Source organism: Achromobacter sp. 10T422, assembly GCF_056394065.1.
In genome coordinates this window covers 271,869-286,824 of the sequence record NZ_JBFTHD010000007.1, presented here as the reverse complement: position 1 = coordinate 286,824, position 14,956 = coordinate 271,869, and the positions used below count along the sequence as shown (strand labels likewise).

Genomic DNA, 14,956 nt, shown 5'->3' with positions numbered 1-14,956 from the left:
TGGAAGTCCATCGCGCACAACCCATCCTGACCATCAACGAATCGGCAACGCGTACATCAAACCGCCTTGGGTCCACTGCGCATTCAATCCGCGCTTGATCTTCAGCGGGCTACCCTCGCCCACATTACGGTCAAAGCTTTCGCCGTAGTTGCCCACCTGCTTGACGATGTTGTAGGCCCACTTTTCGTCCAGCCCCAGGTTCGCGCCGCTGCCCGGCGTAACCCCCAGGATGCGCTTGATGTTGGGGTTGGCGCTTTTCAGTTGCTCGTCCACGTTCTTGGACGTAACGCCGTATTCTTCGGCTTCAATCATTGCCGACAACGACCAGCGCACGATGTTCAGCCACGTATCGTCGCCCTGGCGCACGAAGGGGCCCAGCGGTTCCTTCGAGATGATTTCCGGCAGCACGACGTAATCGTCCGGGTTTTGCAGCTTGGAAATGCGGATCGAGGCCAAGCCCGATGCATCGGTCGAGAACACATCGCAGCGGCCCGCGGCAAAGGCGTTGACCACTTCGTTGAAGGTCTCGATCACGACCGGCTTGTACGTCACGTTGTTGGCGCGCGCCCAGTCGGCCAGCGTGTTCTCGTTGGACGTGCCGGTTTGCAGGCAGATCGTGGCGCCGTTGATGTCCTTGGCGCTTTTGACTCCCAGCGACTTCGGCACCAGGAAGCCCTGGCCGTCGTAGAAGTTGATGCCCGCGTGGATGATGCCCAGCGCGGTGTCGCGCTGCTGAGTGACAGTGGTGTTGCGCGTGAGCACGTCCACTTCGCCCGATTGCAGCGCGGTGAAGCGCTGCTGCGAATTCAGCGGCACCACCTTGATCTTGTTGGCGTCACCGAACACCGCCGCCGCAATGGCGCGGCACAGGTCCACATCCAGACCCTGCCACTTGCCTTGCGCATCGGGCGCCGAGAAACCGGCGAAGCCCGTGGTCGTGCCGCAAGCCACGGCGCCGCGCTGGCGCACGACGTCTACCGTTGCCGCCTGCGCGCCTTGCGCCGCCGCCATCAAGAGCGCCGCACCCACCAACCCTTTTGCAATGTTCATGACCTGGATTCCTGTTAAGCCGGGCGCGGGGACGCGCCGAGGCGAGAAGCTTATAGACATGAAGCGCCCGCGCCAAATAACCAGCGCTTATTTAGGTATGTCAGGCCGTCAAGCCGCCAGCGAAATCGACACCGGCTCGTTGGCTTGGCAAGCATCCAGCGCGCGGCCCAGGCGCACCATGCCTTGCGCGATTTCGGCTTCGTTCATGGTGGCAAACGACATGCGCATGGCGAAGAGATCCGCCTCTTCCGCGTTGGCGTAGAAGGCCTTGCCCGGCACATAGACCACTTCGTGTTCGATGGCGTAGGGCAAGAGACGCGTGGCGTCGATGTCGCCCGTCAGGCGCGCCCAGAAGAACATGCCGCCTTCGGGCTTGCGGAACGTGACGCGGCCGTTCAGTTCGCGGGCCAGCGCGTCGGCCATGGCGTCGCAGCGCAGGCCGTAGGCGGCGCGGATGCGCGGCACGTGCTCTTCGTAGCGGCCGTTAGCCAGGTACTGCGCCACCACTTCTTGAATCCAGGCCGAAGACGCCATGTCATCGGCCGCTTTTGCGCTGACGCAACGGCGGCGGATTTCGGGCGGGGCCACCAGCCAGCCGATGCGCAGCGCGGGCGCCATGGTCTTGGACATGCTGGCCAGGTACACGGCCCAATGGCGGGCTTCGCCTTCGGCCAGCGCCGCAATCGGCGGCACGGCTTCGCCCGCAAAGCGCAGTTCGCTGTAGGGGTCGTCTTCAACGATCAGGAAGCGGTGCTTGACCGCCAGTTCCAGCAAGCGCAGGCGGCGCTGGCGCGTGATGGTCGCGCCGCAGGGGTTCGAGAACGACGCCACCACGCACACCATCTTGGGCTTGATGCGGGCAGCCAATTCATCCAGCGTATCCACATCAATGCCGTCCGGGCCCGAAGGCACCGTGTGTACGGTTGCGCCCGTGTAGCGCAGCGCTTGCACGGAATTCGGGAAGGCGGGCGATTCGATGATGGCGTGGTCACCCGGTTGCAGCATGACGCGGGTCAACAGCGCCAGCGCCTGCTGCGAGCCACCCGTCACAACCAGTTCAGTATCAGCGTTGCAGTTCAGGCCGCGCGCGGCCGACAAGCGGGCCAGTTCGTGGCGCAGGCTGGCCTGGCCGTCGATGTTGGAATACTGCAGGCACGCGCCCAGTCGGGCCATGACTTGCGTCGACGCAATCGACAGGCCCTCGACATCGAACAGCGCTTGCGCGGGGTAGCCACCGGCCAGCGAAATCGTGCCCGGACGCATGGCGTAGGGCATGAGCGAGCGGATGGGGGACGCGGGGGGATTCAGGAAAGGCGTGGCAAAGGCGTATTCTGGCGCTGCGCTGGACATGGCGGGGGACTGGAGGAAGATGGACGACCCTGGGGCGGCGCCGGAGGGCTTAGAACATTGAAATATAAACAAATCTCCGCAAATTCTAAGCCTGCCAATTACACAGGGTCAACGACGCACGCGGGCAGTGTGGCGAAACGATCATCCAGAGTCCTACACTATGGGACATCCTGTTCCTGCAAGAGAGCTGCATGACCTCTGTCGACACCATGGCCGGGCGTATCGCCCAGATCCAGCAACGCATTGCCGACGCCTGCGCGCGTGCCGGCCGCGCACCTGACAGCGTGGTCCTGCTGCCCGTCAGCAAGACCTTCGACGTGGACGCCATCCGGGAAGCCATGGCGCTGGGCCTGACGCGCTTTGGCGAAAACAAGACGCAGGAGATCCGGCAGAAGTCTGCCGCGCTGGCCGGTCAGGGCCTGCAATGGGTGCTGATCGGCCACCTGCAAACGAATAAAGCCCGCGATGCCGCCCGCGATGCAACGGAAGTGCAGTCACTGGACCGCGCCGACCTGGCCGAAGCCCTGCACCGCCGGCTCGTTAACGAGGGCCGGACGCTGGACGTGCTGATTCAGGTGAAGACGTCATCCGAACCCAGCAAATTCGGCATGGCGCCCGACGACGTGCCCGCCTTCCTGCGCTTGATTGCCGCGGACTTCCCCACGCTGCACGTGAAAGGCTTGATGACGCTGGCCGTGAACTCGCCTGACCCCGAGGCCGTGCGCGCATGCTTTCGCACGCTGCGCGAGCTGCGCGACCGCCTGCAAGACGAGCACATCGCGGGCGTCTCGCTGGACCGCTTGTCGATGGGCATGAGCGGCGACTTCGAACTCGCCATTGAGGAAGGCTCGACCGAAGTGCGGATCGGCACGGCAATCTTCGGCGCGCGCACGTATCCCGACCCGCAGTAATCCGCCTGACCGATGCGGGAAAACAGGGGGCCGCACCGGCCCCTTTTCGCGTCGAAGGCGAGCATAATAGCGGCGCAAAAATGCGGCGAAAAAATAGCCGCGCACCCTGACAACGCACAGCAAGACGCAGCGCGCACCGCGCTCGAACTTGACCCCGCACGAGGAGACACTTCATGCATACCCCCGCACGGCGCCTGTTGGCGCTGGCCGCTCTGTCGCTGGCCGCCGCCACGGCTTCCGCCCAATCCTGGCCCACGCAGCCGATCCGCTGGATCGTGCCCTACCCGGCCGGCGGCGGCACCGACGTCGTTGCGCGCACCGTCGCCAGCGGCCTGGAAAAGCCGCTGGGCCAGACCATCGTGGTCGAAAACCGCCCCGGCGCCGCCACCATCATCGGCGCCACCGCCATCGCGCAGGCCGATCCCACCGGCTACATGATCGGCACGGCCGACTCCGGCACACTGGCGTTCAACTCGTCGTTGTACGCCAAGCTGTCTTACGACCCGGCCAAGTTCACCTACATCGGCGGCATCGCCAAGTTCCCGCTGCTGTTGGCCGTGAACGTCAATTCGCCGTACAAGACGGTGGACGACGTGCTGGCGGCCGCCAAGAAGGAACCGGGCAAGCTGACCGCGGCCTCTGCCGGCGCTGGTTCGCCGCACCATCTGGCGCTGGAACTCTTCAAGCAGCGCACGGGCGCCAACCTGCTGCACGTGCCGTACAAGGGCGCCGCCCCCGCCATCCAGGATCTGCTGGGCGGACAAGTGGACGTGATGTTCATCGACCTGGCCTCGGGCCTGCCGAACGTCAAGGCCGGCAAGCTGCGCGTGCTGGCCGCCGCCACGCCGGAGCGCGTGTCGGCGCTGCCTGACACCCCCACGATGGCCGAGCAAGGCGTGGCCAATTTCACGGCCTACGCGTGGCAAGGCCTGGTCGGCCCGGCCGGCGTGCCGGAAGCGGTGGTGAAGAAGCTGTCGGCCGACCTGGACGCCACACTCAAGACCCCGGCCGTGTCGCAGAAGCTGCTGGACATGGGCGTCGTGCCGATGCCGATGTCGGCGCAAGACTTCAAGGCCTACGCCGAACAAGAACGCGCCGCCTGGGCGGACGTGATCAAGAAGGCGAACATCAAGCTGGAGTGATCCGGCAAGACGATAAAAAACCCGCGTTCAGCGATGAACGCGGGTTTTTTTTGGGGTGATGGCGACAGGCGCGCGACGCCGTCAGATAAGCGCCAGCCGACGCGCGCGCAGCCTTACACCAGCACGCGTTCGATGCCGCCTGCGTTGGCGCGTTTCACGTAGTCTTCCATCCAGCCTTCGCCCAAGATGTGGCGAGCCATTTCGACGACGATATAGTCCGCTTCCATCTTCGTATCGCCTTCATAGCGCGACAGCCCTTGCAAGCACGACGGGCACGACGTCAGCACCTTGACGTCGCCGGTGAAGCCGTCGCTGCGCAAGTCGGCGTCGCCCTTCAACAGCTCTTCCTGCTTGCGGAAACGCACCTGCGTGGAGATGTCCGGACGGCTGACCGCCAACGTGCCCGACTCACCGCAGCAGCGGTCGCTCTTGATGGCCTCGTCGCCCACCAGGGCGCGCACGGTCTTCATCGGCTCTTGCAGCTTCATCGGCGTGTGGCAGGGGTCGTGGTACATGTAGCGCACGCCCTTGGCGCCTTCCAGCTTGATGCCCTTTTCCAGCAGGTATTCGTGGATGTCGATCAGGCGGCAACCCGGGAAGATCTTGTCGAACTCATAGCCTGACAGCTGGTCATAGCACGTGCCGCAGCTGACCACGACCGTCTTGATGTCCAGGTAGTTCAGCGTGTTGGCGACCCGGTGGAACAGCACCCGGTTGTCGGTAATGATCTGCTCGGCCTTGTCCGTCATGCCGTTGCCGCGCTGGGGATAGCCGCAGCACAAGTAGCCCGGCGGCAGCACCGTCTGCACGCCCGCATGCCACAGCATGGCCTGGGTCGCCAGACCCACTTGCGAGAACAAACGTTCCGAACCGCAGCCCGGGAAATAGAACACGGCTTCGGTGTCGGCGGTCGTGGCTTTGGGGTCACGAATGATCGGCACGTAGTTCGCGTCTTCGATGTCCAGCAGCTTGCGTGCGGCCTGCTTGGGCAGCCCGCCCGGCATCTTCTTGTTCACGAAGTGAATGATCTGCTCGCGCAGCGGCGGTTTCCCGACCGTGGCTGGCGGCTTGGCCGTCTGCTTCTTCACCAGGCCCGAGAACAGGTCATGCGCCGCGCGCTGCACCTTGTAGCCCACGCCCACCATCGCTTTACGCGTGGCGTTGATGGTGGCCGGATCTTTCGCGTTCAGGAAGAACATGGCGCTGGCCGTGCCCGGGTTGAACGACTTGCGGCCCATGCGGCGCAACACGGCGCGCATGTTCATCGACACGTCGCCGAAATCAATATCCACGGGACAGGGGTTGTAGCACTTGTGGCAGACCGTGCAGTGGTCGGCCACGTCTTCGAATTCTTCCCAGTGCTTCAGGCTGACGCCGCGACGCGTCTGCTCTTCATACAGGAAGGCTTCGACCAGCAGCGACGTCGCCAGAATCTTGTTGCGGGGCGAATACAGCAGGTTCGCGCGCGGCACGTGGGTGGCGCACACGGGCTTGCACTTGCCGCAACGCAGGCAGTCCTTGATGGATTCCGAAATGGCGCCGATGTCGCTTTGCTGCATGATGAGCGACTCGTGGCCCATCAGGTTGAAGCTGGGCGTCCAGGCATGGCGCAGGTCCGCGCCCGGCATCAGCTTGCCGGCGTTGAAGTGGCCGTTGGGATCAACGCGGCGCTTGTAGTCCTGGAACGGCGCCAGTTCGGCTTCGGTCAGGAATTCGTACTTGGTCAGGCCGATGCCGTGCTCACCGGAAATCACGCCGTCCAGGTCGCGGGCAATCTGCATGATGCGGTCAACAGCCTGATGGGCCTCGCGCAGCATCTCGTAGTCGTCCGAGTTGACCGGGATGTTCGTGTGCACGTTGCCGTCGCCCGCGTGCATGTGCAGCGCCACGAACACGCGGCTTTTCAGCACGCGGCCGTGAATGGCGATGAGCTCGTCGACAATCTTCTTGTACGCCGCGCCCGAGAACGTGCGCTGCAAGCCCGCCAGCACTTCGGTCTTCCAGGACACGCGAATGGTGCGGTCTTGCACCACGTCGAACACGCGCGCGGTGGACTGCGCGGCCAGGCGGTCGGACAGCGCGTTGTACACGTCGCCCAGCCCCAGCGCCTGCAATTCCGGCAGCGCTTGCGCCAGCGGCAGGTCCAGGTTGTCCAGCAGCCATTGCCAGCGCTGGCGCACGCCGCCCAGCAGCTCAAGCGCCTGGCGGGTGCGATCCGCCAGCACTTCGGCGCGGGTGTTCTCGATGTCGGCATCATCGGCCTTGCCCACCGGCAGCGGCGTACAAAGGTACGCGTCCAGCGCGCCCAGCAGCTTCAACTTGTTGCTGGTCGACAGTTCGATGTTGATGCGTTCAATGTGATCCGTGTATTCGCCCATGCGGGGCAGCGGAATCACGACGTCTTCGTTGATCTTGAAGGCGTTGGTGTGGCGCGCGATCGCGGCGGTGCGCGAGCGGTCCAGCCAGAATTTCTTGCGCGCTTCGGGGCTCACGGCCACAAAGCCTTCGCCATGGCGCGTGTTGGCCAGGCGCACGACTTCGCTGGCGGCGGCGGCAACGGCGTCATCGTCGTCGCCGACGATATCGCCAATCAGCACCATCTTGGGCAGCACGCCGCGCTTGCTCTTGGTGGCGTAGCCCACCGCGCGCAGATAGCGTTCGTCCAGGTGTTCCAGGCCAGCCAGGATGGCGCCGCGGGCTTTGCCCTCGCCGTCCAGATAGCCCTTGACCTCGACAATCGACGGGATGGCGTCGCGCGCCTGCCCGAAGAATTCCATACAGACCGTGCGCGTATGGCGCGGCATGCGGTGCAGCACCCAGCGCGCCGACGTGATCAGGCCGTCGCAACCTTCTTTCTGGATGCCGGGCAGGCCCGCCAGGAACTTGTCGGTAACGTCCTTGCCCAGGCCTTCCTTGCGGAACACGCGGCCCTTGATTTCCAGCAGTTCGGTCTTCAGCAGACGCTCGCCGGGCTTGCCCTTGCCGTCGAACCACTTGAGTTCGAAGCGCGCCGTATCCACGTCATGGATCTTGCCCATGTTGTGTTCCAGGCGGCTGACTTCAAGCCAGTTGCCATCCGGGTCCACCATGCGCCACCAGGCCAGGTTGTCGAGCGCGGTGCCCCACAACACGGCCTTCTTGCCGCCCGCGTTCATGGCGATGTTGCCGCCCACGCACGACGCTTCGGCGGATGTGGGGTCCACGGCGAACACGAAGCCCGCGGCCTCGGCCGCTTCCGACACGCGCTTGGTGACGACACCGGCGCCGGCATGGATAACGGCCACGGGCTCGGTGAGCCCCGGCAAAATACAGGACTCGACCTTGCCCAGCTTGTCGAATTTTTCGGTGTTGATGACGGCCGATTTCCACGTCAGCGGAATGGCGCCGCCCGTGTAGCCGGTGCCGCCGCCACGCGGGACGATGGTCAGGCCCAGCTCAATACAGGCGGTGACCAGCGCGGCGATCTCGTCTTCCGAGTCCGGCGTCAGCACCACGAAGGGATATTCCACGCGCCAGTCAGTGGCGTCGGTCACGTGCGACACGCGCGACAGGCCATCGAACTTGATGTTGTCGCGGGCGGTGATGCGGCCCAGCACCTTCTGCGCCTGCTTGCGCATCATGGTCGTCTGGTCGAACTCCCCTTCGAACGCGGCAATGGCGGAGCGTGCGCGGGCCAGCAGGCCGACGACCTTTTCGTCGCGATGCGGATCATGGCCCTCTTCCGTGGGCGAACCCGGTTCGCGGCGGCGGTCGATCTCGCCCAGGCGATGGTGCAAAGCGTCGATGAGCTGCTTGCGGCGCTTGGGGTTGTCAAGCAGGTCGTCCTGCAGGTACGGGTTGCGGCGCACCACCCAGATATCACCCAGCACTTCGTACAGCATCCGCGCGGAGCGGCCCGTACGGCGTTCGCCGCGCAAATCGGTGAGCAGGCTCCAGGCGTCATCGCCCAACAGCCGGCCGACAATTTCGCGGTCGGAAAACGACGTGTAGTTGTAGGGGATTTCGCGCAATCGCGCGGGAGCGGCGGGCGGCATCGCCCCGTTCAAAATGTGGCTAGCGAGTGGGGCGTTCATGGCGGCAAGAGGGGCCCATAAAAAATTATTTTATGCCATTGGCCGGACTTGACCCCTAATACCCTTAGGAAGCCGGCCAAAAGCGGCGGGAAACCGGCACGAACCGTCCCCGTTTTAAGTTCGAAGTCAGCGCTAGATTTGCCCGGGAAAGGCCCAAAGCAGGCCGGCGGTCATCACCAGGTAGCGCAGGAATTTGCCGATGGCCATATAGAGCACGCAAGGCCAGAACGACAGGCGCAGCCAGCCGGCCACGGCGCACAGCGGGTCGCCCACGGCGGGCAACCAGGACAGCAGCAAAGCCGGCGGGCCCATGCGGTGCAGCCAGTCGTGGGCGCGTTCGTTCCAGCGGCCGCGCATGCGGCCGCCCTCGGTGGCGCCCGGATGGGGGTGCGGGTGTTTTTCTTTCCAGCGCTGAAAGGCCTTTTCGGCGCCCAGGCCCATCCAGTAGCTGATTGCGCCACCGATCGTGTTCCCGGCCGTCGCCACCAGCACAGCCGGCCAGAACATATCGGGCGACAGCTTGATGTAGCCGAACACCGCGGGTTCTGAGCCCAGCGGCAGCAAAGTGGCGGATACGAGCGACACCGTAAAGATGGCCGACAAGCCCACCGAGGGCAGCGCCAGCATCCCCAGGAGCCAGTGAACAGCGGATAAGAGGCTTTCTTCCATGATGAGCGAGTGTAGCCGCGCGAAAGAGAATGACGATCAGGAATTGATCCGGCCGTTCGCGTCCATGCCGCGTCATCGCGGGCATAAACCTGTCAGGCGTTGCGGCTTTCCCTGCAATAATCGTGCCCACGTCCTCACTCTTGCTCTCTGCGCGGTCCATGTCCACTGATTATCTGAAACGCATCCTGACCTCGAAGGTTTACGACGTCGCGGTTGAATCGCCGCTGGAAGCGGCGCCCCAGCTATCCGCGCGCATCGGGAACACGGTCCTGCTTAAGCGCGAAGATACGCAGGCGGTGTTCAGCTTCAAGCTGCGCGGGGCGTACAACAAGATGGCCAACCTGCCGCAAGCCGCGCTCAACCGCGGCGTGATCGCGGCATCCGCTGGCAACCACGCGCAAGGCGTGGCGCTGGCGGCCAGCCGCTTGGGCTGCCGCGCCGTGATCGTTATGCCCACGACCAGCCCGCAGGTGAAGGTTGACGCCGTGCGCCGGCTGGGCGGCGAAGTGGTGCTGGCGGGCGAGAGCTTCACCGACGCCTTTGCGCACGCGCAAGTGCTGGAAAAGAAAGAGAAGCTGACCTTCGTCCACCCGTTCGATGACCCCGACGTGATCGCCGGCCAAGGCACCGTGGGCATGGAGATCTTGCGCCAGCACCCGGGTCCCATCGACGCCATCTTCGTGGCGATTGGCGGCGGCGGCCTGATCTCGGGCGTGGCCGTCTATATCAAGCAATTGCGCCCCGATATCAAGATCATTGGCGTGCAGACCGAAGATTCCGACGCCATGCTGCGCAGCGTGCGCGCGGGCCGCCGCGTGCAGTTGAATGATGTCGGGCTGTTTTCAGACGGCACCGCCGTCAAGATGGTGGGCGCGGAAACCTTCAAGCTCACGCGCCAGTACGTGGATGACTTCGTTGTCGTCAACACCGATTCCATCTGCGCCGCCATCAAGGATGTGTTCCAGGACACGCGCAGCGTGCTGGAGCCCGCGGGCGCCATGGCGGTGGCCGGCGCCAAGCAATACGCGGCCGAACACCATCTGAAAGGCAAGACACTGGTTGCGATTGCCTGCGGCGCCAACATGAATTTTGACCGCCTGCGCTTCGTGGCCGAACGCGCCGAGGTCGGCGAAATGCGCGAAGCCGTCTTCGCCGTCACCATGCCCGAGCAACGCGGCAGCTTCCGCCGCTTCTGCGAATTGGTCGGGGAACGTAGCGTGACGGAATTCAACTACCGCATTTCGGACGCGGACCGCGCGCATGTGTTCGTCGGCATCCAGGTATCGTCCGCCGCTGAGCCCGACAAGATCGCCGCGAATTTCCGGCGTCATGGCTTTGACACGCTGGACCTGACTCACGATGAAATGGCCAAGACGCACTTGCGCCACATGGTCGGCGGGCATTCGGCGCTAGCGCGAAATGAACTGCTGTACCGCTTTGAATTCCCCGAGCGTCCGGGCGCGCTGATGCGCTTTTTGAATGCGATGAATCCGGACTGGAACATCAGCCTGTTTCATTACCGCAACCAGGGCGCGGACTATGGGCGCATCCTGATCGGCATTCAGGTGCCGCCGGCGGACAAGAAGCAGTTCCGCACGTTTGTGGCCGAGCTGGGTTATCCGCATTGGAACGAGACCGAGAACCCGGCCTACAAGCTGTTTCTGTAGTTCTTTTCCATTAGCGCCGCCCACCGCGCAGGCGCCGCCCCAATGCGAGAGGGCCTCCTTGCGGAGGCCCTTCCCTTCTAACTATCAGCGGCGCCTGCCTGGACCCAAGTAGGGGGGGGTTCGCTGTCACTCGGCGGCTTACGGAGATAAACCGCGCATTCAGCAAGGTCCAGTCAGGCGCGCCGTCGCTTAGAACCGGTGACGCACACCCACGGCAACCGCGGTGTCGCGGGCGTCGTGCTGGAACGCGTAGTTGTCGCCATAGGAGGCGTACGCGTACAGGTTGGTGCGCTTGGTGAAGTCGTAGGTGTAGCCCAGGCTGTACACGTTGAACGTGGCGTCGTCGCCCGTCAGCTTGTCGTTGCCCGGGGTGGCGCGCTGCCACGAACCGAAGATGGCGTGGCGGCCCAGCGGCACGGTCGCGCCGATCATGTACGAGTTGGCGCGAAAGCCATCAGCCAGCTTGAACGAACCCAGGTTGTTCATGCCTTCCGGCGTCGTGCCCATGTTCTGGCCAACGAACCAGCCGTCACGCGTCTGGCCGAAAGCGGCCGCCAGTTTCACGACTTCAAAGTCGTACGAACCACCGATGATGTATTCCTGGATGCGCGCCGAATCCTTGCCGCCGACACGATTGTTCGTCGGGTCGAAGCGGTCGTAAGCGGCGGCCAGGTTCAGCGGGCCGTTGACGTATTGCACGCCGGCGGTCAGCACACGGTTGTTGTTGCCCGTGGCGAAGCCGGTTTGCGTGGTGTCGCTGACGGTGTCATCCGCGCTGAACGAGTAGCCCACGCCCACCTTGAAGCCGCCCAGGCTCGGGGTTTGATACAGCACCATGTTGTCCAGGCGCATCGTGTTGGCGCTGCCGAACGTCGTACCCATGTTGGCGGTGTTGTAGCTGATCGAGAACGGGTCGATCGAACCGAAGTACTTCGACGCCAGGTTCGTTTGACGGCCGAATTCCAGACGGCCCCAGGAATCGCTATCCAGGCCCACGGTGGCTTGACGGCCAAACAGGCGGCCGTTCTGGGCCGACTTGCCGTTCATGGGGCCGAAGCCGCCTTCCAAGGTGAACACGGCACGCAGGCCGTCGCCCAGATCTTCCGTGCCACGCAGGCCAAAGCGCGAGCCGCTGCTCACGCCCTGAACGCCGCCCACGCGGCTTTGCGACACGCCGTTGAACTTCACTTGCTCGTAGCCGACACCGGCGTCGATCAAGCCGTACAGCGTCACGGAGTCGGCGGCTTGCGCGGCGCCGGCAAAGCCTGCCAGCAACGCGACGGCCAATAGCGTCTTCTTCATATAAGTCCCCAAAATGGCGAGATGAAAGGCATCCGCCAAAGCGCCGTCCTGTTGACGGCGCCTTGGCGTGCCGCTGCGAACAAGCAAGCGGCGTCTGCACTAAATCTAGTGTCCGGCGCGCGGCGATCCGAAGTAACACGGATTTCGACGAACTACTTTCCATGGTTGGGATAATGACGAACTGCTGACACGCGCACCGGTCTGAAAACCAATGGGAATGCGCCGTTAACGCGTTGAAAACAAATATGAATCTTTGCTCGCAATTAGGCGCCAAGCAGGCGAAAGCCTGATCACCACCCCCCTTTCACCGACAGAACTTGTTGCCCGGCGCGAACAGTGATGCAGCAAAAACGCCACACTGCTCACCACGCGGCACAATGCGCCGGCAATAAAAAACCCCTCGGCGTCTCAAGGGGTTTCTCGTGACCTCGGGTCAGGGCGTGCGCCCCGGCACTTACTTGCCCTTGGGCGGATAGTCCAGTTCACCGAAGGTGTATTCGCCGCGAGCCTTGGCTTCAGCCAATTCCTGGCGGACTTGTTCGCGGGTCTTGCCGACGGATTGCGACACGGCGGCGCGGGGCGGGTAATCCAGTTCAGCAGTGGTGACCTGGCCAGCGGCCTTGGCGCTTTGCAGCTCTTGCTGAACCTGGTCGCGCGTCAGGCCGGTTTGTTGCACGGTGGCGGGCGGGTAGTCCAGTTCACCAAACGTGACCTGGCCTGCGGCCTTGGCGGCTTGCAGTTCTTGTTGGACCTGTTCACGCGTCTTGCCATCGGCGTGAGCGGCGGACATACCCACTAGGGTTGCGGTAACCATGAGTGCGGTTGCTAGGGCTTTCATTGTGATGACTCCATCCTAAACCTTGCACAGCGTCTTCTGCCAGGCTGGCAGGTGCGATGTGACTGTTTGATTGCTGGGACGAAGTATCTGGGGAATCGCGCCTAGTAAAAACCCTTATTTTGGTGAACATATTTGCACGGATGGGACAATTGCACGTTGTATCCGGTGCAATCTGCGCGTTTATTGCGCAATCCCCTCGCAGACGCAGGCAGCACAAGCCTTGCCAGCGTTCAGCTGCCCGCCAGTTGAGTAACGGAACGTGAGCTCACCATTCGCGCAACGCGTTATCCCCGGCAAGGAAATAGACATTTCTGCTGGCGGGACAATAAATCCATTTATCATACAAACCTGCCAGAAATGGAATTTTGAGTCTCGAGGGCCCCATGGATATCCAGCTTAACGACATCGCGCTCTTTGTCGAAGTCGCCAAGCGCAAGAACTTCAGCCACGCTGCGGAAGCCTTGAATATTCCAACATCCACGCTCTCGCGCCGCGTCAGTGAATTGGAACGCAGCGTTGGCATGCGGCTCTTGAACCGCAGCACGCGCAAGATCGACCTGACCGAAGCCGGCGCCATCTACTTCGAACGTTGCCGGCACATTGTGGAAGAAGCGCGCATTGCGCACGACCAGTTGCTGGACATGGCGGTGCAGCCTAAAGGCCGCCTGCGCATCTCGCTGCCCACCAGTCTGGCGCAGCTGTTTCTGCCCGCCGTCATCAGCGAATTCCGCGAACAGCATCCCGATATCGAATGCGATTTCGATCTGAGCATGCGTCCGATCGACCCCATCAGCAACCCGTTCGACCTGATTCTGCGCTTCGGCCAGCAGCCGGATTCCAGCCTGATCTCGCGCAAGATCGTGCTGATGGCGCATCAGTTGTACGCGTCACCCGATTATCTGGCGCGCCATGGCGAACCGCGCGTGCCTGCCGACCTGACGCACCACGAATGCCTGCGCCCCACGATGCGTGAGGAGTCCTCGTTCTGGATGCTGCATTCGGGCGATAAGGTGGAACGCGTGCAGGTGTCGGGGCGCCTGTCAGCGAACAACGTGGGCATGCTGGGCCGGCTGGCGAGCCAGGGCCTGGGCATTACGCCCTTGCTGGTGTTCGATGCGATGGAACGCGCCATCGAGCAATCGGGCCTGGTGCGCGTGCTGCCGGACTGGAGCTTGACGCCCCTGCCCCTCTTTGCCCTGCTGCCCTCGCGCATGCTGCCCGCAAAAACCAAGGCTTTCCTGGACTTCATTCAGCCCAGGCTGTCGGATTCTTGAACAGCGAAGCGCGAGGCGGGTCGGAATTTACGGCCCGCCCGACCGCGTGACTTAAGGCGTGAATTCAGGCGCGACCTAACGTGTGTACGACGGCGTGAACAACGGCGTGAATTACGGCGTGCCCGCGTCGTACTGACAGACCGTGTAGAGCGGCGTGCCCGTCTCGGCCACCTTGGCCGACCCGCCCAGATCGGGCAGATCGATAATCGCCGCGGCCTCGACCACATTGGCGCCCAGGCGTTGCAGCAGCTTGATGGCGGCCAGCATGGTGCCGCCGGTTGCGATCAGGTCATCCACTAGCAGTACGCGTTGACCGGTGCGCACGGAATCCGTGTGCATCTCGACCGCGGCATTGCCGTATTCCAGCGAATATTCCTCGGCCACCGTGCGAAACGGCAGCTTGCCCTTCTTGCGCACGGGCACGAACCCAAGGTTGAGTTCATAGGCCAATACGCTGCCCACGATGAAGCCGCGCGCATCCACGCCCGCCACCAAATCCAGGCGCTGGCGCATATAGCGGTAGACGAAGAGATCGATCAGCACCCGGAAGGCACGCGGGTCCTGCAATACCGGCGTGATATCGCGGAAGATGACGCCGGGTTGGGGCCAGTCCGGAACGCTTCGGATGGTGCGCCGGATGTACTCGGCGTTGTCGGTCTGCATGGAAGGCGGCCCTGAAG

11 protein-coding genes are annotated in these 14,956 nt (G+C 63.4%); 4 read left to right on the top strand and 7 right to left on the bottom strand.

Annotation, left to right across the window (positions count from 1 at the left end; translation table 11 throughout):
* Window positions 1-33: 33 nt before the first annotated feature.
* On the bottom strand, window positions 34-1,050 hold the full coding sequence (locus AC1DB0_RS20505) for an amino acid ABC transporter substrate-binding protein (protein ID WP_054420645.1): 1,017 nt from the start codon (window positions 1,048-1,050) through the stop codon (window positions 34-36).
* A gap of 108 nt (window positions 1,051-1,158) precedes the next feature.
* Window positions 1,159-2,400: an aminotransferase-like domain-containing protein gene (locus AC1DB0_RS20500; RefSeq protein ID WP_476757525.1), complete on the bottom strand. Its 1,242-nt coding sequence runs from the start codon at window positions 2,398-2,400 to the stop codon at window positions 1,159-1,161.
* Window positions 2,401-2,591: 191 nt separating this feature from the next.
* Between AC1DB0_RS20500 and AC1DB0_RS20495 the strand changes: the two genes are divergently transcribed.
* Entirely contained in the window at window positions 2,592-3,311 is a 720-nt protein-coding gene (locus AC1DB0_RS20495; RefSeq protein WP_427951155.1) for a YggS family pyridoxal phosphate-dependent enzyme, read from the top strand.
* Between the two features lie 173 nt (window positions 3,312-3,484).
* Window positions 3,485-4,453, top strand: coding sequence for a Bug family tripartite tricarboxylate transporter substrate binding protein (locus tag AC1DB0_RS20490; RefSeq protein ID WP_476757524.1), 969 nt, complete (start codon window positions 3,485-3,487; stop codon window positions 4,451-4,453).
* Window positions 4,454-4,566: 113 nt separating this feature from the next.
* Here AC1DB0_RS20490 and AC1DB0_RS20485 read toward each other — a convergent pair whose 3' ends face one another.
* Window positions 4,567-8,526: a DUF3683 domain-containing protein gene (locus AC1DB0_RS20485; RefSeq protein ID WP_054420649.1), complete on the bottom strand. Its 3,960-nt coding sequence runs from the start codon at window positions 8,524-8,526 to the stop codon at window positions 4,567-4,569.
* A gap of 132 nt (window positions 8,527-8,658) precedes the next feature.
* Complete coding sequence (locus AC1DB0_RS20480) at window positions 8,659-9,195, bottom strand: YqaA family protein (RefSeq protein ID WP_441372513.1); 537 nt, start codon at window positions 9,193-9,195, stop codon at window positions 8,659-8,661.
* Window positions 9,196-9,353: 158 nt separating this feature from the next.
* On the opposite strand from AC1DB0_RS20480, the gene ilvA reads away from it, so the two are divergent.
* Entirely contained in the window at window positions 9,354-10,862 is a 1,509-nt protein-coding gene (ilvA, locus tag AC1DB0_RS20475; protein ID WP_054420651.1) for a threonine ammonia-lyase, biosynthetic, read from the top strand.
* A gap of 189 nt (window positions 10,863-11,051) precedes the next feature.
* Here ilvA and AC1DB0_RS20470 read toward each other — a convergent pair whose 3' ends face one another.
* Together AC1DB0_RS20470 and AC1DB0_RS20465 are read right to left on the bottom strand one after the other, a co-directional pair.
* On the bottom strand, window positions 11,052-12,164 hold the full coding sequence (locus AC1DB0_RS20470; RefSeq protein ID WP_054420652.1) for a porin: 1,113 nt from the start codon (window positions 12,162-12,164) through the stop codon (window positions 11,052-11,054).
* Window positions 12,165-12,618: 454 nt separating this feature from the next.
* A complete protein-coding gene (locus AC1DB0_RS20465) occupies window positions 12,619-13,002 on the bottom strand; it encodes a DUF4148 domain-containing protein (protein WP_476757523.1) in 384 nt (127 codons plus the stop codon).
* Window positions 13,003-13,385: 383 nt separating this feature from the next.
* Between AC1DB0_RS20465 and AC1DB0_RS20460 the strand changes: the two genes are divergently transcribed.
* Window positions 13,386-14,276, top strand: a complete 891-nt coding sequence (locus AC1DB0_RS20460; protein WP_054420654.1) for a LysR family transcriptional regulator — start codon at window positions 13,386-13,388, stop codon at window positions 14,274-14,276.
* 111 nt (window positions 14,277-14,387) lie between these two features.
* On the opposite strand, the gene AC1DB0_RS20455 is transcribed toward AC1DB0_RS20460, so the two are convergent.
* Entirely contained in the window at window positions 14,388-14,939 is a 552-nt protein-coding gene (locus tag AC1DB0_RS20455) for an adenine phosphoribosyltransferase (protein ID WP_054420655.1), read from the bottom strand.
* Between the last annotated feature and the right edge of the window lie 17 nt (window positions 14,940-14,956).